The sequence below is a fragment of the Shewanella sp. 10N.286.51.B7 genome, assembly GCF_002873615.1.
Taxonomy (GTDB): Bacteria; Pseudomonadota; Gammaproteobacteria; order Enterobacterales; family Shewanellaceae; genus Shewanella; species Shewanella electrodiphila.
On record NZ_MCUF01000013.1, the window covers coordinates 13,207 to 39,787 of the forward strand.

Here is a 26,581-nt window from a genome sequence, read left to right on the forward strand (position 1 = left end):
AAGCAGTAAGCAGTAAGCAGAAAGCAGAAAAGCAGAAAGCAGAAAAGCAGGCCTGAAACTGGTGGCAGATCCCCATATTGAAATAAGACTAGTTGTGCAATAACTTGAGAAATGAGCAATGAGCAATGAGCAATGAGAAGTGAGGTATGAGAATTGATTTTTGATGTAGCAAGCTTGAATGCTGCTAATTAAAAAGCCGCATAAGTCGCGGCTAAATTGGGTCTGACAGGCAATCATCTAGGGATTGGTGCTTTGCACTTATAATTGTTTGTTGCGCTTATAATTGTTTGTTGTGATTGTCAGAAGGCTTAGTTGCCGAATCTCTAACTATTAACTGTGGTGTAAAGGTATTTTCAACTTCAGCTTTAGGGTCATTATAAACATGCTTTAATACCCAAAATGCAGCCATTTTGCCCATTTCATGGATCGGGTTATTCACTGTCGTGAGTTTAGGGGAGATATATTGTGGGAAAGGGATGTTATCGTATCCCACAAATGACAACTCTTGTGGGATTTTCATGCCTTTTTCAAGGCATACTGCAATGGCACCAGAGGCCATTTGATCGTTAGCACACACTACTGCGGTAAAAGTCTTTTTGACGCTAAGTAAGTGCTCCATTGCTAAACAGCCGCTGTGCTCTTTAAAGTCTCCCTCAAAGCACAGTTGCTCATCAAATTCGACACCAAATTCAGTTAATGCCCGTTGATGACCATGTAATCGGTCTTGAGCGTCGAGTTTAAATTTGGGGCCTGAGATATACGCAATGTCTTTATGTCCATGACTGAGAATGTGTTTGGTGGCTAGGTAACCACCAAGATCATTATCTAAATAAACACAAGCATCACTGATTTCTTCGATGTAGCGGTTAATCAGCACGATGGGAGTATCACCCTGGTGCAACTTAATCAGATATTCATCATCAACAGCTTCTACGTCAAGAATTAACGCATCACAGCCTCGACTCATTAAAAACTCAACCCCGTCTTTTTCTTGGGACTCATCACTGTGTCCAGCTGCAATGATAACGTGTTTATTGCCCGCTCGAAGTGCAGTTTCAATCTCAGTCATCATTGGGCCGTAATAGGGACCGTCTAATTGAGACACTAACACACCGACACTATTTGAACGGTTAGACGCAAGGGACTGCGCAATGGTATTTGGACGATATCCCAATTGATCCATTGCACTTAATACTTTCTGTTTCGTTTTTTCGCTGACTTTAGTGTTGTTATTCATCACTCGGGACACTGTCGCGAGTGAAACGCCTGCTAAAACTGATACGTCATATATTGTCGCCATATATCCCTATTTAATACTGTCTAGCTAATGATGAGAGTCAAAACGTCGGTTAGACTAGCATGAACTATTTAGCACATTCATTAAAAAACGGTTTTATTTGACGAACATTAATAAATCAGTTCGCCAAATAAACAGTATTATCTGTTGTGCATATCAATTGTATCAAGCTCTGTAATTAATAAGTTTCTACAATTTATGAATATTTGTTCATTAGTGACTATTGAACATATTTATTGTGTAATTGCAGCGTGCACTTTCTCAACTTGCTCATTGTCTAACTTGTACCACTTCATGACGATAGCCACGATAATTGATCCCACTGCAGGGTAGATAGTAAATGAAATCAAAATCCCTTGTTGAGTTGCTTGGGTTTGTTCAACATCAGCTTGGTAACCATATAATGCCAGCAACCAACCAGCGGCTGCACCACCAATCGCAACACCTAACTTGATAAAGAAAATAACTGAAGAATAAATCATTCCGGTAATTCTTACGCCAGTCTTAAACTGACCGTAGTCAACTACATCTGCCATTTTCGCCCATAGTAGTGGGGTGCCCATATTAAACGTAAAGCCCCACACTATAAATAGTGCAAATGCGAGTTCAACTTGGTCGCCTGAGACAAAATAGGCCGCAATACACAGAGCAGCAGCAATGAATTGAATGGTGATATAAGCTTTGACCTTACAGACTCGTTTAGCTAAAGGCTCAGCTAAAATACAGCCAACTATATTACCAATCATACCAAGAGTAATGAATAAAGTGATTGAGTCTGGCATATGCAAATAATACTTTACGTAATAGATTGCTAAGCTGGTTTTAAGCACCATGCCTGATAACAACCATATAGCGGCTATAGATAGAATACGCCACTGATCGTTTTGCCACAGTAACTTGAAATCTCTTTTAAAGCTTAAGTTTTGATCTTTCGGCGGGTGTAAGCGCTCTTTTGTGCCAAGAAAACACAGAATAAACATCACCACGCCCAATGCGCTCATTGCTGCAATGGTCAGTTGATAACCTTTAGCTTGATCGCCTTGGCCGAAATATTCAACTAAAGGTAATGTTAATCCTGACACCATTAAACCGCCAATCATGGCAAACACAAAGCGGTAAGACTGTACTGAAACTCGTTCTTTGGGATCGGCTGTTAATACACCACCTAATGCACAATAAGGAATGTTGATCGCGGTATAAACCATCATTAACGCCGTATAGGTGACAAAGGCGTAAATCATTTTGCCTTCTTCAGCTAAGTCAGGTGTCGTAAATGCTAAAACACTAATCAAGCCAAAAGGCAGGGCAAACCACATAAGGTAAGGACGGAATTTACCCCATTTGGTTTCTGTTCTATCAGTGAGTGCACCCATCAGAGGGTCGGTTATAGCATCAATAAATCGAACAGCCAAAAACATTGTGCCGACAAATGCAGGTGAAATACCAAATATGTCAGTATAAAAAAACGTAAGAAATAACATCACCGTTTGGAAAACGATATTACTGGCTGTATCACCTAATCCATAGGCTATCTTCTCTTTAACGCTAATCATGCAAACCTCTTTCGGGTTATTATTTTTCTAATGTAGGGTGTTGGGCATTATTTTTATTTTGCTATTATTCAGCTCTTTGGCTAATAAAATCACGGTAGGCAAGACCACTGTGTTTTATTGTTCGTTTTTGTGTTTGGTAATCAACATACACTATCCCAAAGCGTTTTAAATAGCCCTCTGCCCATTCAAAATTATCCATTAAGCTCCATGCAAAATAACCATCGATTTTAACGCCTTGCTCAATAGCATCATTAACCGCATTTAAATGCGCTTGGTAATATTCAAGTCTGTCTAAATCATTTACCGCGTCATCAACAATTTTATCATCCATAGCTGCGCCATTTTCAGTAATGTAAATTGGCGGTAATGTATAGGTGTTATGTAAGCTAGTTAATAAGTCGGTGAAGGCAGCAGGGTAAATTTCCCAACCGATATCAGTTTTAGGGGCATCTTTCATATCAATTTGTTCAAACTGGTTTTCACTGCAAGCTTGATACACGGCTCGGGTATAAAAGTTAATTCCTAAAAAGTCGATTGGTTGACTAATAATGTCCATGTCCCCAGGTTCAATATCTGGTTTGTCACCGTCATCAAAATCATTAATTATTTCAGGATATTTACCATCCATTATTGGTTTGATATACCACTGATTAAAGTAGTCATCAGCAATTTGGCTGGCTTTGATATCAGCTGGCTTGTCAGAATAAGGGTAACAAGGAGTGAAGTTAAGCACGATACCGTTTAATGCGTTTGGGCAGTTCTTTTGAATCACTTGCATGGCAAGACCGTGAGCAAGCAATAAGTGGTGCGCAGATTTACGACCATAGGCTTTTGTTGCAAGGCCTGGTGCATGAATACCAATCTCATAGCCTAAATAAGAGCTACAAAAAGGTTCATTTAATGTGGCGTAAGAATGTACGCGATCACCAAGTGCTTGAGTGATTTTATCGGCGTAGTCTTGGAAGAGGTAGGCAGTCTTTCTATTTAACCAACCACCCTGATCTTCAATATGTTGTGGTAGATCCCAATGATAAAGCGTGGCATATACCTTTATCCCTCGGGCGATAAGACTATCCATCAAGTTAGTATAAAAGCTCACACCTTCTTGATTGAGGCTACCATCTTGATTAATCACACGCCCCCAAGAAATAGATAATCGATAAGCATCAACTCCTAATGATTCAATCAACTCAACATCATCTTTCCATAATGCCACATGCTCGCAAGCTTGTTTGCCGTCAGAACCGTCACGGATTTTGTCTGGTGTTGCGCAGAAGGTATCCCAGATACAAGGTAAGCGAGAATCAGCCGCTCCTTCAATTTGAAAAGAGGCGGTTGCAACACCAAAAGTAAATTCTTTTGAGTGCATTTTAGAATCTGATGGTAATGATATTTTCATATTTATTATTCACTTAATATGTTTCTGATGTAATTCTGCCTACAGCGCTTCAAAGGCCTAAACACAGGCGGTTACTGAGGTGCTGTTACAATTTTTACTAATAAAAATCGTTGACTTTCGTTATCGGTATGTTAAAAATGAAAGCGCTTACATCGAGATTAGTGATTAATTAACCAAACGTCAATAATTGATTTAGATAATTCTCGAAACGGCCTATCCATGTACTACCAAAGATGTAGGACAAGGGTGCTTAGATAGACTTAAACCATAAATACATAATAATTAAAGAGGAAATGTCATGGCTAACGCACCGTTAAATGCAGATGCTGCAGAAATGGGGAGTGTTCATCAAACTGGGAATTTTCGGTTTGCTTTGATGGCATTAACCTCACTATTTTTCATGTGGGGTTTTTTAACCTGTTTAAATGACATCTTAATTCCATATTTAAAAAATATGTTTGAATTAAGCTATACCCAAGCGATGTTAGTTCAGTTTTGTTTCTTTGGCGCCTATTTTATTGTATCAATTCCTGCGGGCTCTTTAGTCGGTAAAATTGGATATCAAAAAGGGATTGTTACCGGACTGGCTATTGCCTGCGCAGGTTGCTTACTCTTTTACCCGTCAGCGAGCTATGCCTCTTATTGGATGTTCTTAAGTGCTTTTTTTGTATTAGCATCGGGTATCACCATATTACAAGTTGCCGCTAATCCTTATGTGAGTGCATTAGGCCCTGCAGAAACCGCGTCTTCAAGATTAACCATGACTCAAGCATTTAATGCGCTTGGTACCACAGTCGCGCCATTTTTTGGCAGTTACTTGATTTTAAGTAATCAACCCCATGAAGCAGCTTCTAGTGCGGCAGAGTCATCTATTGCAGCTGTACATCAAGCCAGTACAGTGCAAGTTCCTTATTTAATGTTAGCTGGCGCCTTGTGTGTGCTAGCGATTATTTTCTTCATTTTAAAGTTACCCGTTCTTGGTATTAGCGAGCAAAAAACCAAACAACAAAAGGGCACAGGTAGTGCGTGGAAATATCCACATTTGGTATTAGGCGCTGTAGGTATCTTTGTTTATGTTGGCGCCGAAGTTGGCATAGGTAGTTTTTTAATTAACTTTTTGACTCAGCCTGACATTGGTGGATTTACTGAATCGCAAGCTGCTAAGTACATTGCTTATTATTTTGGTGGTGCAATGGTTGGTCGCTTTATTGGTGCTTTGGTTATGCAAAAAATAGCTGCTGGCAAAGTGCTAGCTTTTAACGCTACCTGCGCAGTTTTATTAGTGGCAGTAGCGATGTTATCTGAAGGCACAACAGCAATGTGGGCATTGCTATTGGTTGGACTATGCAATTCTATTATGTTCCCAACGATCTTTAGCTTAGCGTTAACAGATTTAAAGCAGCATACCAGTCAAGGTTCTGGTGTCTTGTGTTTAGCGATTGTTGGTGGTGCGATTGTCCCATTATTGCAAGGCATGCTAGCTGATACCCTTGGCATTCAATTGGCGTTTGTTTTACCGCTAGTGTGTTACGCCTTTATTGCTTATTACGGTTTAGTGGGCAGTAAAGCTAAACGCCCAGAAGCTGCGTAATATTCGACTGAAACGCTTAATGATGAAACATTTAAAAACAAATATAGAATTTATGACAAGAATACATAAGGCAAATTTTATGAAAAAGGCAAATAAGGTTATCGCAAGGAAGCAATTAGCATTGCCACTGCAAGTATTAACCGTATTGATGGGGCTATCGGCTTGTTCAGGTGAAAACAAGGATATGCCAATGGCATCGGTTAAAGCGGATAAACAGCCTGTGGTTGAAGTAGAAGTTGCAGCCAAAAACAATGACGTAGCGACAGTAAATAATATTGATATTTGGCCAAAGCTTGCGATTTCATTAGCGAAAGATGCTGAACTTGAACAGCGCACTTCATCGTTAATGGAAAAGATGACCTTAGAGCAAAAAATTGCTCAGATGATCCAACCTGAAATCCGTGATATCACCGTTGAAGATATGCGTAAGTATGGATTTGGTTCTTATTTGAATGGCGGCGGAGCTTATCCAAATGATGATAAACACGCAACACCTGCGGACTGGATTAAGTTAGCTGAAGATATGTACCAAGCATCTATGGACGACAGCGTTGATGGTATCGCTATTCCAACAATGTGGGGAACCGATGCGGTTCATGGTCATAACAATGTCATTGGTGCGACCTTGTTTCCCCATAACATTGGTTTGGGTGCGGCGAATAATCCAGACTTGATCCGTGATATTGCTGCCATTACAGCCAAAGAAGTAATGGTAACAGGAATTGATTGGGTGTTTGCTCCAACGGTTGCGGTTGTAAGGGATGATCGCTGGGGAAGAACCTATGAAGGTTACTCAGAAGATCCACGCATTGTTAAAGCTTACTCGCACTCGATTGTTGAAGGTTTGCAAGGAAAAGTCGGTGATGACTTTTTATCTGACCAACATGTCATTTCAACGGTAAAACATTTCTTGGGTGATGGTGGAACAGAAAAGGGTATTGATCAGGGGCAAAACCTAGATTCAGAGCAAGACTTATTTGATATCCATGCTCAGGGTTATGTTGGCGGTTTAACTGCTGGCGCGCAAACCGTCATGGCGTCATTTAATAGCTGGCAAGGTAAAAAAATCCACGGCGAAAAATACCTACTTAATGATGTATTAAAAGACAAAATGGGTTTTGATGGTTTTGTGGTAGGTGACTGGAACGGTCATGGCCAAGTTGACGGCTGTACTAATGAATCATGTGCTCAAGCTGCCAATGCAGGCCTAGATGTATTCATGGTGCCAACCAGTGCTTGGAAACCTCTTTACGAAAACACTATTGCCCAAGTTAAAGATGGCGAAATTAGTCAAGCACGTGTTGATGATGCAGTACGTCGTATTCTTAGAGTTAAATTCAGAGCTGGATTATTTGAAAAACCAAGTCCTGCTAATCGCGCTATTTCAGGCAAAACAGAATTAATTGGTGCTAAAGCGCATCGAGATGTCGCAAGACAAGCGGTGCGTGAGTCACTAGTACTGCTTAAAAATAACGCTAACATTTTACCATTAGCGCCAAATTCCAAAGTTTTAGTGGCGGGTGATGCAGCCGATAATATCGGTAAGCAATCTGGTGGTTGGAGTATTACTTGGCAGGGTACTGATAACTTAAATGAAGATTTCCCAGGTGCAACTTCGATTTTTGCGGGTATTGAGCAAACTGTGGATGCTGCGGGTGGTCAAGCTTGGTTAAGTGTTGATGGTCAATTTGACGCAACAAACAAACCTGATGTGGCAATTGTGGTATTTGGTGAAGAGCCGTATGCAGAAGGTAATGGCGACATTGATAACCTTGAATACCAACGTGGAGATAAGCGTGATTTAGCTTTACTGCAATCATTAAAATCTCAGGGTATTCCTGTGGTTTCAGTATTTATCAGTGGCCGTCCTATGTGGGTTAACCCTGAATTAAACGCATCAGACGCCTTTGTCGCTGCTTGGTTACCTGGCACAGAAGGTGATGGCGTAGCTCAAGTACTTTTCACTGAGATAGATGGAAAAGTCAATGCTGACTTTGCCGGTAAGCTATCTTTCTCATGGCCAACAACGCCGCAGCAAACGTCGGTTAATGTGAATGATGAAGACTACCAACCCTTATTTGCCTATGGTTATGGTCTTAAATACGGTGAAAAAAGCCAGGTGTCAGATACGCTTTCAGAAGATAACTTCGCATCTGACGCTAAGCTTGAAACGTTAGCCTTATTTGAGCGAGCTGTAAAAGCACCTTGGAAACTGATTATTGGTACAGAAACCTCAATGGAGACAGTAAGTAGCAGTATTCAAAAAAATGATGCATTGACCTTAAGAACCTTTGATAAAGCAGTGCAAGAAGACGCAAGGTTAGTGAACTTTAACGGAACAGGCATGGGCTTTGTTGGGTTAATCAGTAACTTCCCACGTGACTTACGTGCTTATTCAAACAGTAATGCCGCTTTATCTGTATTAATTAAAACCACCAACAAGGTTGAAAAACCGGTCATGTTAGGTGTGGCGTGCGATAGAGATTGCCGCGCAGATGTTGATATTGCAGGAGCCTTAAATGAGTCAGTTGGAACTTGGCAAACTATTAGTGTTGATTTGAAGTGTTTTGCAAATCAGCAAGTTGAGTTTGGCAATATCAATACACCTTTCTATATTGCGACAGAAGGTAAAGCCGAAATTAATTTCAGTGATTTACTGATTGTGCCTAATGCGGCTAATGACGCCACGATTACCTGTCCAGCGCCTTAATTAATCTTTGCCAGTTGATTGTTAAGACAATCAACTGGCAATAACTCCTGCACTGTTGTGAACTTGCAATTAACTTTGTAAGGGATTTTGTTGGATTTTTTTCAAGTTATTTTACTATTTCCTTGGGGGGAAAATGAAAAAATTAACATCAACTTTAACCTTCACCAGTATGAGTATCGCCGCAGCATTGCTAGTTGGTTGTGGTTCAGATAGCTCAACAGAAAATGATATTACACCGGTTAATAACACCGTCGAACAGCCACAAGAAAGCCTGTGGACACTAGTTTGGAGTGATGAGTTTGACGGAACTGCGATTGATCTAGAAAAATGGAATCTTGCCCATAACTGTTATGGCGGGGGCAATGAAGAACATCAGTGTTATACCCAGCGTGATGAAAACAGCAAAGTAGCTGATGGCATGTTAGTGATAACGGCTGAGCGAGAAGATTTTAGCGGTCCAGCCGTGGCTTTAGGCGATCCTAATTACGATGCAACCGATACATCTAAGCAGCAACCTTATACCTCGGCAAGATTAGATTCCACCCATAAAGGGGATTGGAAATACGGCCGTTTTGAGATCCGCGCCAAAATGCCTCAAGGCCAAGGAACGTGGCCTGCAATCTGGATGTTACCGACGGATTGGGTGTATGGCCCTTGGGCGGGGTCGGGTGAAATCGACATCATGGAAGCGGTGAATTTAAAAGTGGTTACCGAAGGTTCTGAGCCTGAGTCTCGTATTCACGGTACTTTGCATTATGGCAAAGCATGGCCTGGAAATGTTTATTCTGGCGCAGAATATTCACTGCCAGAAGGGTCAAACCCTGCTGACGATTTTCATGTGTACGCAGTGGAATGGGAAAAAGATGAGATCCGTTGGTATGTTGATGAGGTTCATTTTGCCACTCAAACTTCAGCAGGCTGGTATAGCCAATACACGGATGCAGATGGGAACCTTCAAAGTGCTCCAGAAGATGCGCCTTACAATCAGCCATTTCATATGATTTTAAACCTAGCAGTTGGCGGCACGTGGGCGGCGAATGTCAATAATACTGGGGTGGATGAAAGCGTATTCCCACAGACGTTAGAAGTGGATTATGTACGAGTGTATGAATGCAGTGTTTCGCCAGAAACAGGACAAGGCTGTGCATCTATTAGCGAAAGCGCTGAAATGGTCGAAGGCCATACAGCACCTGAAATAACCACGCCATCGACTGATATTGGAGCTGGGCCAGAATTCATTTTATATGATGATGAGCTCAGCGAAGGGCTAAGTTTAGACAGCTATAACCCTGATGGTTCTGTCACGCTTGCAGCTGTTGAGGTTGAAGGGCGCGGCGAAGTGCTTCAGTTAGACAAGGTTGGCGCAACGGGGAACGCTTATTTTGCATACCCTCCCACGGCTGATTTATCCCATTGGGCGACGAATGGCGTGTTAGTTTTCGATTTGAATGTCATTAGCACCGATAATGACGTGGAACTATTGGTTAAAATAGACAGTGGCTGGCCCAATGTTAGCGACACCAGCGTGGTTTTACCCGAGTTAAATACTTGGAGTGAAATTCGCTTACCTATTGCCGACCTTGTTGCCAGTGGTAATCGATTTTCACCGGGAAGCTTTGTTGATTTAGCCTCGGTAGCCAACCCTTTTGTGATAGAGCCTTTAGGCAATATGAGCCTGCAAATTGATAATGTGCGCTATGAATATGAAGTGTCTCAATCTGATGAATTAATTGTTTATGATGATGCAGTTAAAGCGCCTTTTGAAATTGGTCATTATGCGGCAACAGGGAGTGTTGCAATTGAACAGGTTGATGTTGGTGGTGACAATAATCTTGTGAGCCAATTTAGCTTTAATACTAATGAAGCCGTGGTGTATTTTCAAAGTGCAAATTTTCAGCAAGACGTCAGTAGCTTTAACTTTGTCGAGTTTGATTTGAATGTCACCAGCGACCCACGTGAAGTAAGAGATTTTAATATTAAAGTCGACTGTGGTCATCCATGCAGTTCAGGTGACTTTGCGATTGATGCGCCTGAAATTGGTGTTTGGACTCATTACAAAATAGCGTTTGCAGATGTCGTAGCCAATACAGGTTCTAGTTTAGATTTAACTCAAGTGGATACACCTTTAGTTATCTTTCCTGCATGGGGTAATCAAAGTGGTGTCGTGATGCAAGTTGATAATGTGATGTTGACTAAATAAGTTTGAATACGAATGCAGTTAAGGCGATGAGGGTTTTAAGCTCATCGCTCTTGGCTTACTATCAAGCTGGCGTTACAAATAAGTAACAATAAAGTTTTAGCCTTGAGTGAAATCAGATTACATCACGTTAGAAATCTAGTGTGAGTGAATAAAGAAAACCCGTGGTACAAGCCATTTAATGGCATTAATTTCAATCATGTTAAATGTCTAAGACAAACAAAATAGTTATAAATCTTTAATAAGCAAGGTGGCATAATGTATGTTGATAATTTTCTGGCTTAAATGTCGGTATTTTCTAAGGAATTCCCTTTGAGTAATAAAAAATTAGTACAACATACAAGTTTAACTAAAGCACAGCTCGATACCGTCATTACCATTGCCAAGCAGGCAGGTGATGCGATTATGCAAGTGTATTCAAAGCCTGACTTGCAAATTGAGCAAAAGCAAGATGACAGCCCAGTTACGGCAGCCGATATCGCCAGCCATAATGTGATTGTCGCTGAACTTGAAAAACATTTTGTTGATATACCAGTGATGAGTGAAGAAGCTGCGGACATTGATTGGAATGTAAGAAGAAACTGGTCAACCTATTGGTTAATTGATCCATTAGATGGCACCAAAGAATTTATTAAACGCAATGGCGAGTTTACGGTCAACATTGCGCTTATCCATAACGGCAAAGCCGTGGCGGGTGTCGTGTACGCCCCTGTATTAAATAAATGCTACTCAGGCCTCTTAGGCGAGGGTGCATGGTTAGAAAGTAACGCAAAGCAGCAAGTGTTGGATATCAGTCAGCAACAGATTAATGATAAGCCTATTGTGGTCGGTAGCCGTTCACATATTAGCCCTGGCCTTGCTGAATACGTTGCTAATATCGGCGACCACCAAATGCAAAGTGTGGGGAGTTCGCTGAAGTTTTGCTTAGTTGCTGAAGGCAATGCTGATGTATATCCACGTTTAGGCTTAACTAGCGAGTGGGATACCGGTGCGGCGCAAGCAGTATTAGAAAGTGCGGGTGGTCAGGTGCTTATTTACCCTGAACTCACACCGCTTGAGTACAACCAAAAAGAAAATATTTTAAATCCGTATTTTATAGCAGCATCACCAAAATGGTTTGAGCGTACATAGCTTAGTATTGTTTATTGGCTAACATATTTGTGTGTATTAAAGTGGTAGCACACAGAGATTAAGTCATTAAACATCCTATGAACCATCATGGTTGCAGCATCAAATGCGTATCGAATGACAGATTATAATTAAATGGAGAGTAAAGCTATGATGCGCATGGGTGTTGATCTTGGCGGGACAAAAATTGAATTAGTGGCATTAGCTGAAGATGGTAGCGAATTGTTTCGTAAACGTGTTCCTACCCCGAGAAATTATCCTGATACCTTAGATGCCATTATTGGTTTAGTAGATGAGGCTGAAGCTGATACTCAACAAAAAGGCTCGGTTGGCGTTGGGATCCCTGGAGTGGTTTCACCCTTTACAGGGTTAGTTAAAAACTCAAATTCTACTTGGATTAATGGCCATCCATTAGATATAGATTTAAGTGCACGTCTTGATAGAGAAGTGCGCATTGCAAATGATGCAAACTGTTTTGCTGTATCTGAGGCCGTTGATGGCGCAGCTGCAGGTAAAGGTGTGGTCTTTGGGGTTATTATTGGCACTGGTTGTGGCGGCGGTTTATCGATTAATGGTCGAGTGCATGCTGGCGGCAATGGTATTGCAGGTGAGTGGGGACATAATCCACTGCCTTGGATGACATCTGATGAATTCAACTCAACTTCATGTTTTTGTGGCAATAAAGATTGTATTGAAACCTTTATATCGGGCACGGGTTGGGTGCGAGATTTTCGCCGAGCAGGCGGCGTGGCAGACAGTGGTATTCAAATTTCACAAATGATGGCAGAAGGTGATCCGTTAGCGACCCAAGCATTTGTTCGTTATATAGACCGTTTAGCACGTTCATTAGCGCATCTGATTAATATGTTAGACCCTGATGTGATTGTATTAGGCGGTGGGGTGTCAAATATTGATGCAATCTATACTGAGCTACCAAAAGTGTTACCTAAATACGTAGTCGGCCGTGAGTGCAACACAATTGTGGTTAAGAATGAATTTGGCGCTTCATCAGGTGTACGTGGCGCTGCATGGTTGTGGGGCAAAGAGTAACGCTTAATTGGTCCTCATCAATTAATAAGCTTTGCCAGTTTAAATAGCTGATATTAAGGTGCTCCGTGAGCACCTTTTTTATTGGGTTTATTTGCAAAATCTAATTGAATATCGGTAATTTTCGCAATCTGCTGTCGCAAAAGATACAATACAGCTAATTTACTTTAGCCCCTTCTAATTGAGCAGATAAACAGCAGATGAAATTGATGTTTTGGTTTAAAAAAGGCCTGTCGCAATTTGTAATGCCGGTGCCGTTTATTTTAATTTGTTTATTGTTCGCACTTTTTATTTGGCGTTTTCAGGCTAAAAAATTTAAGTCATTTGGCCAGTTATGTTTATTGGTTGGCATATCGAGCTTAATGCTATTAAGTAACTCTTTTATTTCTGCCAACCTCGCGAACAGTTTAGAGTCAAGATATCCAGTTAACGAGTTACCGTTGACACAAATTAGTCATGATGCTTGTTTTGTGATGGTACTGGGATCTGGCCATCGAGAAAATAACGCTATCAGTGCAGTTCAGCAATTATCGGCTACTGCTTTATCAAGACTTTCTGAGGGCATTAGGCAACTGTCGCTTTCAGATAAACAGTGTACTTTAGTGGTGAGTGGCTGGAGTGGCGGCTTAACCCCAACACCACATGCCATCATCATGAAACAAGCGGCAATTGAGCTAGGCGTTAGCGAAGATAGCATCGTCACTTTCCCTGATGCACTTGATACCATCGAAGAAGCACGTTCAATGAAAACCATTGTTGGTAAAAAACCATTTATTTTAGTGACATCAGCGACCCATATGCCTCGCTCGATGATGATTTTCACTGCTAATGAGCTCTCACCGGTTGCTGCACCAACTAATTTTTTAAGCTCTCCAGGTTACTGGTGGCGTTTTAGTGCTGAAAACCTATTTATTTCTCAACGCTCCATTCACGAGTATATCGGCATGCTATGGATAAAAGTCAAAGGGTTAGTCACCAATGTCTAATGAAACAAACCTAGATGATAAAACATTATTAATCAGCCCATTTGGCAAACGAAATGGCATCACATTGAGTGTTTTTGGCGCAATAGCGCTGATTATCAGCCTGATATTGTTTATCAATGCCCAACACCTTTTTGGTATCGGCATTGTGTTATTTGGTTTTGGCAGTGTGAGTTTAATTTTAGGGATAGCCAAAGTTAATCAGCCTAAGGCAAGCTTTAAACTGACCGAGGCGGGACTAGATTACTTTCATCAACGTGGCACAGTGCACATTAGTTGGGACAATATTCAACGTGTTGATGTATCTAGAGTGACACAAAACCTTGAGTTAATTGAACTGCCTTATATTGGTTTTAAATTAAAGCAAATTAATCCGATTTTAGATTGTATTTCACCGAGGTTGGCAACCGGGTTATTAGGGGAACAACGTCCGTTATTAATGACAGCTGCGACACAAGATGAAGATTTACAGAGTCTAGAAACGTATCTTGGGGCTGAATTTACCCCATTAGTGGTGAACGGGGATCGCTATCGAGGTGTATTAGCGATGTTCGGGCATCGTTGTCAAACCCTAGAAAGTCATTTGGGGTTTCATCTGTATATTTCAATCGATAGTCTTGATAGACCACCCTCAGAGTTCGTTGAGCTACTTCGCGAGTGGCAGCAAGTGCATTTTATCAATACAAACGATAACTAAATTATTAGTTTTTAGCTGTCAATTACGCGTTAACTGCTGACAGTTGAGGGTTATCAGTTGATTTATCAGCTTCTGGGCTAACCACCTTTTCATTAAGCAAGCTCTTGTGTTCTAAGCTTTCGTCATAGGCTTTACGGTAGCCAATAAACTGCCCATTATCTAATATTTCCATACGTTTACTGTACACTTCACCGTCAAAGGTTCCTGTGTTAGTAATCGAAAGCTTCTCACAAGTAATATTGCCATTTATTAAGCCTGAAATGGTGGCTTCAACACAGACAACGCCGCCTGTAATCACGCCAGAAGGTTCTACAGTTACATTGCCTGATGCACGAATTTCACCATTGATTTTACCCGCGATGAGTACATCTCCAGCGACTTTAATATTACCCGTTAATTCACAATCATTAGCGATGAAACTTAAGTTACTGGTAGGGCTTTTTTTACTAAACATGTAGGCTCTCTTTTTTCGCAAATTAGTCCACTATACATAAGCGACCGAAATGGCTTTATTATAAAAATTAACATTAATATAACTGCAAATAAAATCAAAAAAAACCATTATATTTTGACGACACTGACTTTTTCTGACGCTGCTCAGTAGAAATCACCATTAATCGCCGATTTTTGACTCATTGATACTAATTGACACTGATGGACAAGGCGAAACACAAGCGCCGCATCCAGTACAAGCTTCAGTATCAATAATTGGTTTTGGTACCTGGCCAACCGCCATCTTAAAACTAATCGCTCCTGGGTCGCATGCATCTTTACAGCTTTGACACCAAACCCCTTTATAGGTCAAACAAGAGTCATTAATAGTCGCTTTAATCGTCCATGGTTGCTCTTGAGCTAGGTCAAAAATGGGCTCTTTACACACAGTGACACACTGCTGACAAAAGGTGCATTCATCTTCAGTAAATTTGATTTCCGGAAAACCGCCGTCGCCTTTAACTAATACCTTGGTCTCGCATGCGTCGATGCAGGCATTACAGCGGGTGCACTCATCGGTAAATTCAATATCAGACTTTACCCAAGGTGGTCTTTGCGCATCAAACTTTTTACGACGAAACAAGTTTCTGCGACTGTGATTAATTGATTGGCTCATATTTCTTCCGGTAACACAAAATAGATTAAGTTAGGCTAATCGTTATAACCATTAGGGTTCTTAGATTGCCACAACCAACTGCTTTCAACCATTGATTCAAGCGTGTGCAATGGTTGCCAGTCTAATTCTTCATAAGCAAGGCTTGCATCGGCAAAATATGCAGCAAGATCGCCATCACGGCGTGGGGCAAAACGATAGGGGATCTGTTTACCGCTGACCAGTTCAAACGCTTTAATGATTTCGATAACACTGTAGCCCCTTCCTGTACCTAAGTTATAGGTCACTATGCCAGGTTGGTCTGATAACTTTTGTAACGCTTTTAAATGACCTTGAGCTAAATCAACGACATGAATGTAATCGCGAATTCCGGTGCCATCTGGCGTTAGATAATCATTACCGAATATTTTTAGCTCAGGGATATTCCCCACAGCAACTTGGCAGATAAATGGCATTAAATTATTGGGTATATCAGCTGGATCTTCACCAATTAAACCACTTTGATGGGCGCCAACCGGGTTAAAGTATCTTAGTACGGCAATATTCCACTGATTATCGGCCACCTGTAAGTCTCGTAACAGTTGTTCAACCATTAATTTTGACTGCCCATAAGGATTGGTTGCACCTGTGCTGAAGTCTTCACGAATAGGTAAACCTTCAGGGATGCCATAAACGGTCGCGGACGAACTGAACACCAGCTGTTTTACGTTATGCTCAGCCATCACTTGGCATAAAATAATGGTGCCAGTGACATTGGTTTCGTAATACTGCAGAGGCTTAATAACAGACTCACCTACAGCTTTAAGACCTGCAAAATGAATCACAGATTCAATAGGGTGATCGGTAAAAATCTTATGTAGTAGGGCTTTATTAAGCACACTGCCTTGGTAAAAAACACAGGATTTACCAGTTATGGTTTCGATACGCCCAAGGGCGTTAACGTTGGCGTTCGATAGATTATCTACGATAATGACTTGCTGATCGGCATTCAAAAGTTCAACAACAGTATGGCTTCCTATGTACCCAGCACCGCCTGTAACTAAAATTGCCATGGTCTTTCCTTAACGCTGTCGTACGACAAACTATTCGATTGAATTATACAATTAAACTTATTGTACTGAAGTTATCGAGCTGAATATAACATTTGTTGTCTTTTATCTATTTTAGCGTCTCAGCTAGAAGCTAAAGCAAAATGCCAACAAAGTGATTTTGAAGTTGGTGTCTCGTTTGTCAAACATTAACTACATTTTAGTTTATTGATTTTAAAAGAGTAATTTTATAATTATGGTAACTTGTAGTGAATAGTTTACGTTTATTGCTACCACATGGACCAAGAATAAACCCTGAGGTTGTTAACAAATTTGAAACCTTAGCACACTATGAAGGGAGAGCAGTTTACGTAAAGTGACACTTATGAGCAAAGCAACAAACTATACCGCTAAGATCCCTGACAATCAGGGCTATATTCAATACACAGATGAAGAACATGATGTATGGCATCAACTGTATCAGCGACAAGCCATCAATATGCCTGGACGCGCTTGTGATGCCTACATGCAAGGATTGGATGCTTTGGCTATGCCAAGCAACCGAGTGCCACAATTAAAAGAAATCGATAAGGTGCTACTTGAGGCAACTGGCTGGACAACGGCTGGCGTGCCTGCACTTATTTCATTCGGAAAGTTCTTTGAGCTGCTGGCAAATAAACAATTCCCAGTGGCGACATTCATTCGCACTAAGGAAGAGTTTGATTACTTACAAGAGCCTGATATTTTTCATGAAATCTTTGGTCATTGCCCATTATTAACCAACCCTTCATTTGCGCGTTTTTCGCATATTTATGGTCAATTAGGGTTAGCTGCGACAAAAGAAGAGAGAGTCTTTTTAGCGAGACTTTATTGGTTCACTGTAGAGTTTGGCTTAGTAAAAGGTGCAGATGGCGAATTGAATATTTACGGCGGCGGCATTTTAAGCTCTCCCGGTGAGACCTTATATGCATTAAGCGATGAACCTGAGCGTAAGCCATTTGATCTGATTGAAGTGCTAAGAACGCCATATCGCATCGATATCATGCAGCCTGTTTATTACGTTATCGACAGTGTTGATTATCTTGATGAAATTGCCAAGATGGATATTATGGCAGCCGTGACTGAAGCACGTAAGTTGGGACTGCTTGAACCCAAATTTGCACCCAAAACCATTGCCAGTTAAGCGACAGAATTAAATTTAATAAGAATAAATTACTTTACCCAGGAGTTGTTATGTCTGATTTATCAGAGTTGAAATGTGAAGCTTGCCAAATTGATGCCCCGAAAGTAACTGAGCAAGAAATGGTTGAGTTCAGTAAAATGGTACCTGAATGGCGTGTTGAAAATCGCGATGGTATTAATCAACTAGAACGCGTGTATAAGTTTAAAAACTTCAAACTTGCGATGGTATTTACTAATCAATTAGCCGAGCTTGCTGAAGCAGAATTTCATCACCCAGGAATTTTAACTGAATGGGGAAAAGTCACGGTAACGTGGTGGTCACATTCAATAAAAGGCTTACATAAGAATGATTTCATCATGGCGGCGAAAACAGACCAGTTAATTGGTTAATTATCTTCATCATGAATTTCAGCAGGTTACGTTAACGTAACCTGCTATAATACTTCCCCTGTTACAATTCCACTGTAAACAACACTTGCCACACGCCTCATAACCTTTTAACGTATCGCTCACAAATAAAGAAGGATGGTATTTCTCATTATTTTTAAATGAGATTTTCATTAATCCTCGTATATTCCAGAAAAAATGACTGATAGGGAATAGTTGTATATGCGTTTGGAAGTGAGCTGTTTAGATCGCATCGGCCTTGCGAAAGATATTCTCGAAGTGCTAGAAAATTATGGCATTAACTTAATCGCAATTGATGCCAGTAACCGGGGATTTCTATACTTACAATTTGCTGAAATCGGTTTCGAAACCTTAAGCGAATTAATGCCTCTTATTCGTAAAGTAGAAAGTGTACATGATGTTCGTACTGTCTCGTTTATGCCCTCAGAACAAGAACATTATGCGTTAAAAACCTTATTAAAAACCTTACCTGATTCTGTGTTCTCCATCAACGCTAAAGGACGTATTCGTATTGTAAACGAGTCGGCTTTATTGACGTTAAATATGCAAGAACATGAAGTGATTGATGAGTCGTTAAATCATTGGGTGCAAGGATTTAACTTTTCGCGTTGGTTAACCGAAGCCCCAGTGCTTGCACAAGCTACACGGGTTCAAATTGGTACCAATGAATACTTAGCCGAAATGCTGCCGATTTATCTACCCGATGAAAATAATGCCAGCATTCTTGCGGGCGCAGTGGTGTCACTTAAATCTCCAGCAAGAGTCGGTAAGCAATTCAATGCATTACAGAATCAAACCACTGGTTTTGATAATGTATTGGCTGTTAGCGATAAAATGAAAGATGTGCTTAAGCAAGCTAAGCGAATGGCGCAACTTGATGCACCGTTACTCATCACTGGTGAAACGGGCACAGGTAAAGAGTTAATGGCGAAAGCCAGCCATGATGCCAGCATGCGACGTGAACACCCCTTTATCCCGATTAATTGCGCCGCGCTTCCAGACAGTGTTGCCGAAGAAGAGTTATTTGGCTTTGTTTCTAATGAAGGCCAAGTCGTTAAACGCGGTTTGTTTGAAGAAGCAAAGGGCGGTACGGTATTTTTAGATGAAATCGCTGAAATGTCGAAAGCGGCGCAAGTTAAATTACTGCGTCTGTTGCAAGACGGTACATTTAGACGTATCGGCGGTGATGAAGAAGTGCGTGCTGATGTACGTATTATTTGTTCAACCCAGAAGAATTTAGCTGAGTTATGTCAATCAGGTGAGTTTAGAGAAGATTTATATTATCGCATTCACGTCTTGAGCTATCACATGCCATCATTGCGTGAGCGTAAAGTCGATGTTATACCGTTAACGGAGATGTTCTTAGAGCATTACAGCCAGCAACTCTCTAGTCCGCTTCGACGTATTTCTGCCAGTTGTCGTGATTATCTGTTCACTTACGCTTGGCCTGGCAATGTTCGCCAATTAAAAAATGCGATATTTAGAGCTGTTTCAATGTGGGATGGCTCTGCGGAGTTAACCGTTGAACAATTAAAACTGCCATCTTATGCAGAAGGTTTTGGTTACTTTGACGAAGAGTTCGAAGGCAGTTTAGATCAAGCCATGAAAGAATATGAAGCAAGCTTACTAAGGCGCTTATATCCTGCTTACCCAAGTACGCGTCAGTTGGCGAAAAAACTGGGGGTTTCCCACACCGCAATTGCTAATAAGTTACGAGATTACAAAATTACCAAAAAACGATAATTAGCGGTAAAGGTCAATGTGTAGAAACTGAGACTCAAACCTTGTGTAACGATTTAATGCCAGCAATACGCTGGCATTGTCGTGTTTTCAAGACGTTTATTGCTTTAATTGGCATTATCTTGAGCAATGTATCAAAAGGTTTACAAAACCTAGGCTACCTTGCAAAAATGTGATTTGCCTCACGCTATATTAATTTGGCTAAGCTTAAGGTATTTCTAGCCTTAAGAAGGCTATTTTTGTTGGTATTAACCTGCGATGTGTATCGGTTAAAAGTGGAACATAAGCTATGTTTTATTCAGCTACACACTCAGCAGTGATGACAATTTTATTTATTTGATATCAACCTTATTTGTACCTATTTAGGAGTCAGAATGAAACTTGCAAGTTATAACAACGGTCGCCGCGATGGCCAGCTGATGTTGGTTAGCAAAGATTTAACTAAAACCGTTGCAGTACCTGCTATTGCGAAAACAATGCAACAATTACTTGATGCATGGGATTTACTGAATCCTCAGCTACAAGAGCTGTATGAAGCGTTGAATGCGGGTCAAATGGATAATGCAGTGGATTTTGACGAAGCACGTTGTTTATCGCCTTTACCACGCGCATACCAATGGGCTGATGGCAGTGCTTATGTAAACCATGTGGAATTAGTGCGTAAAGCCCGTGGCGCTGAAATGCCAGAAACATTCTGGACTGACCCACTGGTTTATCAAGGTGGTTCTGATTGCTTTATTGGCCCTAAAGCTGATATTGAAATGGCCAGTGAAGAATACGGTATTGATTTTGAATCTGAAATAGCAGTGATCACTGATGATGTAAAAATGGGCGTTGGCGCTGAAAATGCACAGCAACACATAAAATTATTGATGCTGGTTAATGACGTTTCACTGCGTAACCTTATTCCAGGTGAACTTGCTAAAGGGTTTGGCTTTTTCCAATCTAAGCCATCAAGCGCATTTTCGCCAGTGGCGATTACCCCTGATGAATTAGGTGAAAAATGGCAAGACAGTAAAGTCCATTTACCACTCGTTACCCATCTAAATGGTGAGCTGTTTGGTCGTCCAAATGCTGGTGTTGATATGACATTTGATTTCAGTCAATTAGTGGCTCATGTTGCTAAGACTCGCCCACTATGTGCTGGCGCTGTGATTGGTTCAGGCACAATTTCGAACTATGACCGCAGTGCAGGTTCAAGCTGTTTAGCTGAAAAGCGCATGTTAGAAATCATTGCCGATGGCAAACCTAGCACACCATTTATGCGTTTTGGTGATACAGTGCGCATCGAAATGTTCGATGACAATGACAGCAGTATATTCGGTTCGATTGATCAGAAAGTTGTTGAATATAAAGGTTAAACGCCGATAAATATGGGTGTTGTAATCAATAAAAGCAATAACGCTTAGCGTTGTTGCTTTTTTTATATCTATTAAGCTCAAAAAGAATACATAGGGACATACCATGAAATTACTCGGTTACTGGCGCTCAAGTGCGGCCTATAGAGTGCGTATAGCGCTTAATTTAAAACAACTAAATGCTGAGCAAATATCTGTTCATTTAGTTAAAAATGGTGGTGAACAATACAGTGAGATGTTCAGTCAGCTTAACTCGCAGCACCTAGTACCGGCCTTTATCGATGAAGATGAACAAGGCGAGTTTTCACTAACCCAATCAATGGCCATTATTGAATACCTTGAGGAGCAATACCCTCAGGCTGCCATTTTGCCTAGCACAGCTAAAGACAGAGCCGTTGTTCGTGCTATGTCGCAATCCATTGCATGTGAAATTCATCCTTTGGATAATTTGCGAGTATTACAATTTTTAGTGAAAGAAATGGGCGTAAATGAAGAAGATAAAATGAAATGGTACCACCATTGGATCCATCTTGGTTTTAAAGCGCTCGAAATTCAATTGTCTAAAACGGCAGGAAAATATTGTTTTGGTGACAGCCCGACAATGGCTGACATTTGCTTAATACCGCAGGTTTATAATGCCTATCGCTTTAATGTGGATTTATCACAATATCCGAACATTGTTAGAATATGGAACGAATGTAATCAGTTACCAGCGTTTGCACAGGCCGCACCTGAGCAACAACATGATGTCAGTTAACTTAAAAGTATAATGAGCACAGGTGTAATTATTAATCAGTTTGAATTATTTGCATTAGCAATCGTTAATATTTACATTTAAATCAGTGAACCATCAAAAATAATGTGCTAGCTTTACCGACTAAATCTAGGTTTTCAGTGAGTATTATCTATGTCTTGATAAGACTATCTTTTATTAACTTTAGGTAATTTTGCTCATTTGATAATGTCGGTACTGATTATGGACTATGAAGCACAATTAAAAGATTGGTTGTTAAGTGATGCAATGAGAATGTCTGCGCTTAAGTTAACTGCGCAGTTTTTTGCTGAAAATGAAGTAGAAGATTGGTTCATTGCCGCAGGCTTTGTTCGTAATTTAGTCTGGGACAAATTACACGATGCTCCTGCGTCTAAATTGAACGATATTGACGTTATTTATTGGTGCCATGAAGAAACCAGTATTTATAGAGACAAACTGATTGAGTTGGCATTAACAGAGCAAATGAATTTACCTTGGTCTGTCAAAAATCAGGCGAGAATGCATAAGAAAAATAACCACCCAGCTTATACATCTTGCATGAACGCCATGTCATATTGGCCTGAAAAGCAAACCGCTATAGCCGTTAAATTAGATGAAGAGGGTGAGCTATGTGTAGAGTCTGTATTTGGTTTAGAAAGCGTATTTAACTTGACGGTTAACTATAACCCCAAAGCGGATGAGTCAGCATTCATGAAGCGTGTAGCCAGCAAACCTTGGTTTAATCATTACCCGAGATTATCGTTAGAGTTGTAAGTGCCGGCCTCAATTGATTAATCTTAGACATTCTGAAACAGGATTTCTATGGAGAATGTAATGACCATTTGGTTTAACCGCTCAGCGGTATCGTCTTCTTTAGTCCATGTATATTCAGGTGTTACTGCGAAAAATAACCATTTTCTAGCGTAGTTTTGACGATATGTTAGGCCGATACTGGCGGTTTCAATATAATGGTAAGGCTCAGTTACACCATTGATCCTCGCTTGATAACTGATTGCTTTAGTATCGCTAAGATATTGATAAAGTTGTAATCCTGTACCTAATTCCCAACCATTATTTTTGTTCTCATATTGAGCAGCACTATTCCATCGTAATAGAAATGACTCATTAAAAGCATGTTCGAAATCAAATTCTGAGGTTTCGCCAGTCACTTTTTTTTCTTGATATAGCGTTTGTGTAAATCGCCATAATGTATTTTGAGAAATAGGGTAGGTATAACGATAACGCGCTTCAATTTTAGGTTTAAAGCTTGCCTTAATATTAAAGCTGGTTCGCTCTTTGGCATACCAATCATAACGTAAACCGACTTCACGTTCATTGTCATCATCAGGACTTTTAATGAATGAAAAGGGGTCGTCCTCACCTGTTGAATCAAGTATTAATTTAAGCTTTTTACTCATACCTGGCAGGTTTAAATGCGCTTTAACGTTAGAGCGGTATTTGAAACCTTCTTTTTCAAAATAGGAAAAGTCATTATACCAACGAACAATAGTGCCAGCTCTTGCATCATCTGTTATTCGCTCGTCAACAAAAAAACTATCAAACCAAATGGCGGGTTCGCAGAACTTGGTATTTAAGTAGGCGAAGGTCTTGTCTAATCGAGTGTCTGATTGCGCATGATCGTAGCAGGGGGAGTGCTCTGTCTCAACAAGCACATTATCACTAGTGTGAATGTCATCAGAGCTAATGTCATCAGATTCATTGATCTCAGGAGCTGTTTCATCTCTAGCACGTACAATTGTGCTGACTTTATTATCAGTACTTGTTGTCAACGCTTGGTCAAGGGCTGTTGATTGGCTGAGGTCAGTATGCGCTGCTGAAACGGCTTGACTAGCAGTTAACACTAGTGAGCAAATTATCTTCCATAAATGGCTGTTCAATCGTAATGTCATTGAAAATGATCACTGCCTTATTACTGTAAATTCCATTTGTATCGCAATCGTATCATTTCTCTATCGATTAAGAGTAACAATTGCTCCTGTAAATAAAGTGTTTGTATGATTAATTACAGGGATTAGTGTTAACAAATTGTGATTTTTAAGCGGGCTTTAAGCATTACATACAAAAAGCATAATCAATGACATTTGCAGATCAAACCTCTGAATAATCACTTTAAACATCTAAATATAAAGCATCTTTATCAAAGTAAGCTTGGTTTTTGTGATCTTGATCAACGCTGGTAACTACCTATTTAGTTGTAAGGCTTTTTGTTGATCTATATCAATATTGTTACGGGGAATTTCTGGCAGTGTAGCGCCAATTGTTAAATGTGTTTACGTAAAAGCACTAATTATGTTGCATACATGGAGTCGTCATAATGAATAAAAAATTAGCCCTTAGCCTCGTTACCGCTAGCTTACTATCTGCTGGGATTTCTTCTTCAGCTTTTGCTCATCAAGCAGGTGATTTCATCTTTCGAGTGGGTGCAGTCGCTGTTGCACCAAACGATTCTAGCGAAAATGTTGTCACTCCAGATTTAGGTGATTTGGGACAATTCTCTGTTGATGATAATACGCAAGTTGGTTTGAATTTTGGCTATATGTTGACTGATAACTGGGGGCTTGAATTACTAGCGGCAACACCATTTACTCATGATATCTCAATTGCTGGTATGAAAGTGGCTGAAACCAAACACTTACCACCAACCTTAGTCGCTCAATACTATTTTGGAAATGCTCAATCTAAATTACGTCCTTATGTGGGAGTGGGTGTTAACTTTACCAATTTCTTTGATAATGAAATTACCGATAGCGTTGGTGATCGTTTATCTGATTTAAGTTTGTCTAACTCTTGGGGATTGGCTGCTCAAGTCGGATTAGATTACAACATTAATGATAACTGGTTGGTGAATGCGTCAGTTTGGTACGCACAGATCTCAACCGATGCTAGCTTTAATTATGCTCCAGAAGGCGGTGATGTTTCTGTCCCAGTGACGATTGAAACTGATATCGATCCATGGGTTTATATGGTGAGTGTGGGTTATAAGTTCTAATTATCTTAAGCGAGATAACTTACACCATTAAAACAGGAGCCTAAGCTCCTGTTTTTTGTTTTAGATGATGGGGCATTAGCGTATATGCCAGATATCAACTTATTTCTTCTTTTTTGTTTTCCAATGGCGAGTATTGTAAATAAATTCTGGTAAACACATTGTCATCCAAGCAATTAGGCGCCAGCGCTTAGTGACATATACTTTTCGCTTACCTTTTTGCATAGCTTTGATAATTTGCGCCGCCACTTTAGGCAAAGGCGGTAACCACAGTTTACTTTGCTGCATCGCTGCTTTATCCAATAAACCTAATTGAATATCGGTAATGGTAATAGGAAGCTTTAATCGCTGCGCATGCATGCTCAAACCTTCGAGGTAGCTTTGTGCATAGGCTTTTGATGCATGGTAAGCCACACTAGGGCCACCACGTAATCCAGCGATTGAATTGATCGCAGCGATTTGGCCATAACCTTGTTCACGCATTAAACGGAAGGTGGTATTGCAAATCGCAGTAAAACCACTGACGTTGACATCAATGATATCTTGCTCTAATTGCCAAGGTAGCGATTCATGATAACCATTAAGCCCTGTATTGACTAAAACCAAATGTGCGCCATCTATGCTTAACCAAACCTTTTCTAATTGGCTAATAATTGCGCTTGGGTTCTCAATATCTAAAGGTAAAACTTCAACTTTAGTGGGTAATTGATCTGCAAACTCTTGCATATCTTCAGGGTTTTGAACAAACAACACCAATGAAACGTTTTGTTGCGCTAATCGAGTGGCGATTTCTTTACTAAGGTGTGAGCTAGCGCCCACTATTATTGCGTTTGCTTGTGTCATACGCTTTATGGCTTCGAAATGATGACCTATGATAAAAACAACTGCTTTCGATAACAAGCAAGAATATTATTCAACGTGAGACGTATAGACTTCCAGAAGTCTTAATGTATGATAAAGGAGAGTGACATGAGTAATGCAGTGAAGCGAATTTTAAGCAAAATGTTGATATCGGTAGCTATCATTGTCGGTCTTGGAGCTTGTGCTTCTAGTAATGACTTAGTGACGGTTTCTGGTGATGTCACTTACCGAGAACGTATCGCTTTACCAGCAGATGCTGTCATTAAAGTGCAGCTTAAAGATGTGTCTTTACAAGATACCAAAGCCATTGTGTTGGCTGAAATGATGTCTGAGAACGCAATGACGCCATATTCATTTGAGTTCCAAATTACCAGAGATCAGTTTCAGCAGGGTCACACCTATGCGATCGGCGCAAGAATAGAAGTCAATGGCGAGCTGTGGTTTATCAATACTCAGTCTTACATTGTCAATATTGACGAGGTGCAACCCGTTAATGTTGTTGTTAATAAGGTCGGTGGATAAGCGTAACTTCAAAA

At 40.5% G+C, this 26,581-nt stretch carries 23 protein-coding genes; 15 read left to right on the top strand and 8 right to left on the bottom strand.

The features are described 5' to 3' along the window. Nucleotides 1–277: 277 nt before the first annotated feature. The 3 genes from BCU84_RS01225 to BCU84_RS01235 form a co-directional block, all read right to left on the bottom strand. Entirely contained in the window at nucleotides 278–1,300 is a 1,023-nt protein-coding gene (locus BCU84_RS01225) for a LacI family DNA-binding transcriptional regulator (RefSeq protein WP_102526283.1), read from the bottom strand. Nucleotides 1,301–1,530: 230 nt separating this feature from the next. Next, nucleotides 1,531–2,850, bottom strand: coding sequence for a glycoside-pentoside-hexuronide (GPH):cation symporter (locus BCU84_RS01230; RefSeq protein WP_102526284.1), 1,320 nt, complete (start codon nucleotides 2,848–2,850; stop codon nucleotides 1,531–1,533). Nucleotides 2,851–2,914: 64 nt separating this feature from the next. Continuing rightward, nucleotides 2,915–4,249 carry a GH1 family beta-glucosidase gene (locus tag BCU84_RS01235; protein WP_102526285.1) on the bottom strand — a complete coding sequence of 445 codons (1,335 nt, stop codon included), beginning with the start codon at nucleotides 4,247–4,249 and terminating at the stop codon, nucleotides 2,915–2,917. Nucleotides 4,250–4,547: 298 nt separating this feature from the next. On the opposite strand from BCU84_RS01235, the gene BCU84_RS01240 reads away from it, so the two are divergent. The 7 genes from BCU84_RS01240 to BCU84_RS01270 all read left to right on the top strand — a co-directional run bounded on the left by BCU84_RS01240 (nucleotide 4,548) and on the right by BCU84_RS01270 (nucleotide 14,602). Further along, nucleotides 4,548–5,840, top strand: coding sequence for a sugar MFS transporter (locus BCU84_RS01240; protein WP_102526286.1), 1,293 nt, complete (start codon nucleotides 4,548–4,550; stop codon nucleotides 5,838–5,840). Between the two features lie 148 nt (nucleotides 5,841–5,988). Further along, nucleotides 5,989–8,550, top strand: a complete 2,562-nt coding sequence (locus BCU84_RS01245; protein WP_102526371.1) for an exo 1,3/1,4-beta-D-glucan glucohydrolase — start codon at nucleotides 5,989–5,991, stop codon at nucleotides 8,548–8,550. A gap of 133 nt (nucleotides 8,551–8,683) precedes the next feature. Further along, nucleotides 8,684–10,750 (top strand): glycoside hydrolase family 16 protein, encoded by a 2,067-nt coding sequence (locus tag BCU84_RS01250; protein WP_102526287.1) that lies wholly within the window; start codon nucleotides 8,684–8,686, stop codon nucleotides 10,748–10,750. Nucleotides 10,751–11,059: 309 nt separating this feature from the next. Further along, nucleotides 11,060–11,878: a 3'(2'),5'-bisphosphate nucleotidase CysQ gene (gene cysQ / locus BCU84_RS01255; protein ID WP_229368896.1), complete on the top strand. Its 819-nt coding sequence runs from the start codon at nucleotides 11,060–11,062 to the stop codon at nucleotides 11,876–11,878. Between the two features lie 147 nt (nucleotides 11,879–12,025). Continuing rightward, entirely contained in the window at nucleotides 12,026–12,925 is a 900-nt protein-coding gene (gene mak, locus BCU84_RS01260; RefSeq protein WP_102526289.1) for a fructokinase, read from the top strand. Nucleotides 12,926–13,131: 206 nt separating this feature from the next. Further along, the gene (locus BCU84_RS01265) at nucleotides 13,132–13,908 is read left to right on the top strand and encodes an ElyC/SanA/YdcF family protein (protein WP_241906326.1); all 777 of its coding nucleotides are present in this window, start codon (nucleotides 13,132–13,134) and stop codon (nucleotides 13,906–13,908) included. After that, nucleotides 13,901–14,602: a DUF2982 domain-containing protein gene (locus tag BCU84_RS01270; RefSeq protein ID WP_102526291.1), complete on the top strand. Its 702-nt coding sequence runs from the start codon at nucleotides 13,901–13,903 to the stop codon at nucleotides 14,600–14,602. The genes BCU84_RS01265 and BCU84_RS01270 overlap by 8 nt, the downstream gene beginning before the upstream one ends. 22 nt (nucleotides 14,603–14,624) lie before the next feature. Here BCU84_RS01270 and BCU84_RS01275 read toward each other — a convergent pair whose 3' ends face one another. The 3 genes from BCU84_RS01275 to galE form a co-directional block, all read right to left on the bottom strand. Further along, on the bottom strand, nucleotides 14,625–15,056 hold the full coding sequence (locus tag BCU84_RS01275) for a polymer-forming cytoskeletal protein (protein WP_102526292.1): 432 nt from the start codon (nucleotides 15,054–15,056) through the stop codon (nucleotides 14,625–14,627). Between the two features lie 159 nt (nucleotides 15,057–15,215). Next, a complete protein-coding gene (gene napF / locus BCU84_RS01280) occupies nucleotides 15,216–15,710 on the bottom strand; it encodes a ferredoxin-type protein NapF (protein ID WP_102526293.1) in 495 nt (164 codons plus the stop codon). Nucleotides 15,711–15,745: 35 nt separating this feature from the next. Then, a complete protein-coding gene (gene galE / locus BCU84_RS01285) occupies nucleotides 15,746–16,759 on the bottom strand; it encodes a UDP-glucose 4-epimerase GalE (protein WP_102526294.1) in 1,014 nt (337 codons plus the stop codon). A gap of 361 nt (nucleotides 16,760–17,120) precedes the next feature. Here galE and phhA point away from each other — a divergent pair, with 361 nt between their 5' ends. The 6 genes from phhA (at nucleotide 17,121) to BCU84_RS01315 (ending at nucleotide 22,951) form a co-directional block, all read left to right on the top strand. Continuing rightward, the gene (gene phhA / locus BCU84_RS01290; protein WP_198589506.1) at nucleotides 17,121–17,918 is read left to right on the top strand and encodes a phenylalanine 4-monooxygenase; all 798 of its coding nucleotides are present in this window, start codon (nucleotides 17,121–17,123) and stop codon (nucleotides 17,916–17,918) included. A 50-nt stretch (nucleotides 17,919–17,968) separates the two neighbouring features. Next, entirely contained in the window at nucleotides 17,969–18,307 is a 339-nt protein-coding gene (locus BCU84_RS01295) for a 4a-hydroxytetrahydrobiopterin dehydratase (protein WP_102526296.1), read from the top strand. A gap of 219 nt (nucleotides 18,308–18,526) precedes the next feature. Beyond that, nucleotides 18,527–20,068 (top strand): transcriptional regulator TyrR, encoded by a 1,542-nt coding sequence (gene tyrR / locus BCU84_RS01300; protein ID WP_102526297.1) that lies wholly within the window; start codon nucleotides 18,527–18,529, stop codon nucleotides 20,066–20,068. A 371-nt stretch (nucleotides 20,069–20,439) separates the two neighbouring features. After that, nucleotides 20,440–21,426 carry a fumarylacetoacetate hydrolase family protein gene (locus BCU84_RS01305; protein WP_102526298.1) on the top strand — a complete coding sequence of 329 codons (987 nt, stop codon included), beginning with the start codon at nucleotides 20,440–20,442 and terminating at the stop codon, nucleotides 21,424–21,426. Nucleotides 21,427–21,529: 103 nt separating this feature from the next. Further along, nucleotides 21,530–22,180, top strand: coding sequence for a maleylacetoacetate isomerase (maiA, locus tag BCU84_RS01310; RefSeq protein ID WP_102526299.1), 651 nt, complete (start codon nucleotides 21,530–21,532; stop codon nucleotides 22,178–22,180). A 219-nt stretch (nucleotides 22,181–22,399) separates the two neighbouring features. Continuing rightward, complete coding sequence (locus tag BCU84_RS01315; RefSeq protein ID WP_241906327.1) at nucleotides 22,400–22,951, top strand: nucleotidyltransferase family protein; 552 nt, start codon at nucleotides 22,400–22,402, stop codon at nucleotides 22,949–22,951. Nucleotides 22,952–22,974: 23 nt separating this feature from the next. On the opposite strand, the gene BCU84_RS01320 is transcribed toward BCU84_RS01315, so the two are convergent. After that, nucleotides 22,975–24,087, bottom strand: a complete 1,113-nt coding sequence (locus BCU84_RS01320) for a hypothetical protein (RefSeq protein WP_198589507.1) — start codon at nucleotides 24,085–24,087, stop codon at nucleotides 22,975–22,977. 425 nt (nucleotides 24,088–24,512) lie between these two features. Between BCU84_RS01320 and ompW the strand changes: the two genes are divergently transcribed. Further along, nucleotides 24,513–25,187 (top strand): outer membrane protein OmpW, encoded by a 675-nt coding sequence (gene ompW, locus BCU84_RS01325; RefSeq protein ID WP_102526301.1) that lies wholly within the window; start codon nucleotides 24,513–24,515, stop codon nucleotides 25,185–25,187. 99 nt (nucleotides 25,188–25,286) lie between these two features. Here the strand turns inward: ompW and BCU84_RS01330 are convergent, their stop codons facing one another. Continuing rightward, a complete protein-coding gene (locus BCU84_RS01330; RefSeq protein ID WP_102526372.1) occupies nucleotides 25,287–26,027 on the bottom strand; it encodes an SDR family NAD(P)-dependent oxidoreductase in 741 nt (246 codons plus the stop codon). 126 nt (nucleotides 26,028–26,153) lie between these two features. On the opposite strand from BCU84_RS01330, the gene BCU84_RS01335 reads away from it, so the two are divergent. Then, nucleotides 26,154–26,567 (top strand): YbaY family lipoprotein, encoded by a 414-nt coding sequence (locus tag BCU84_RS01335; RefSeq protein WP_102526302.1) that lies wholly within the window; start codon nucleotides 26,154–26,156, stop codon nucleotides 26,565–26,567. The last annotated feature ends 14 nt before the right edge of the window (nucleotides 26,568–26,581 follow it).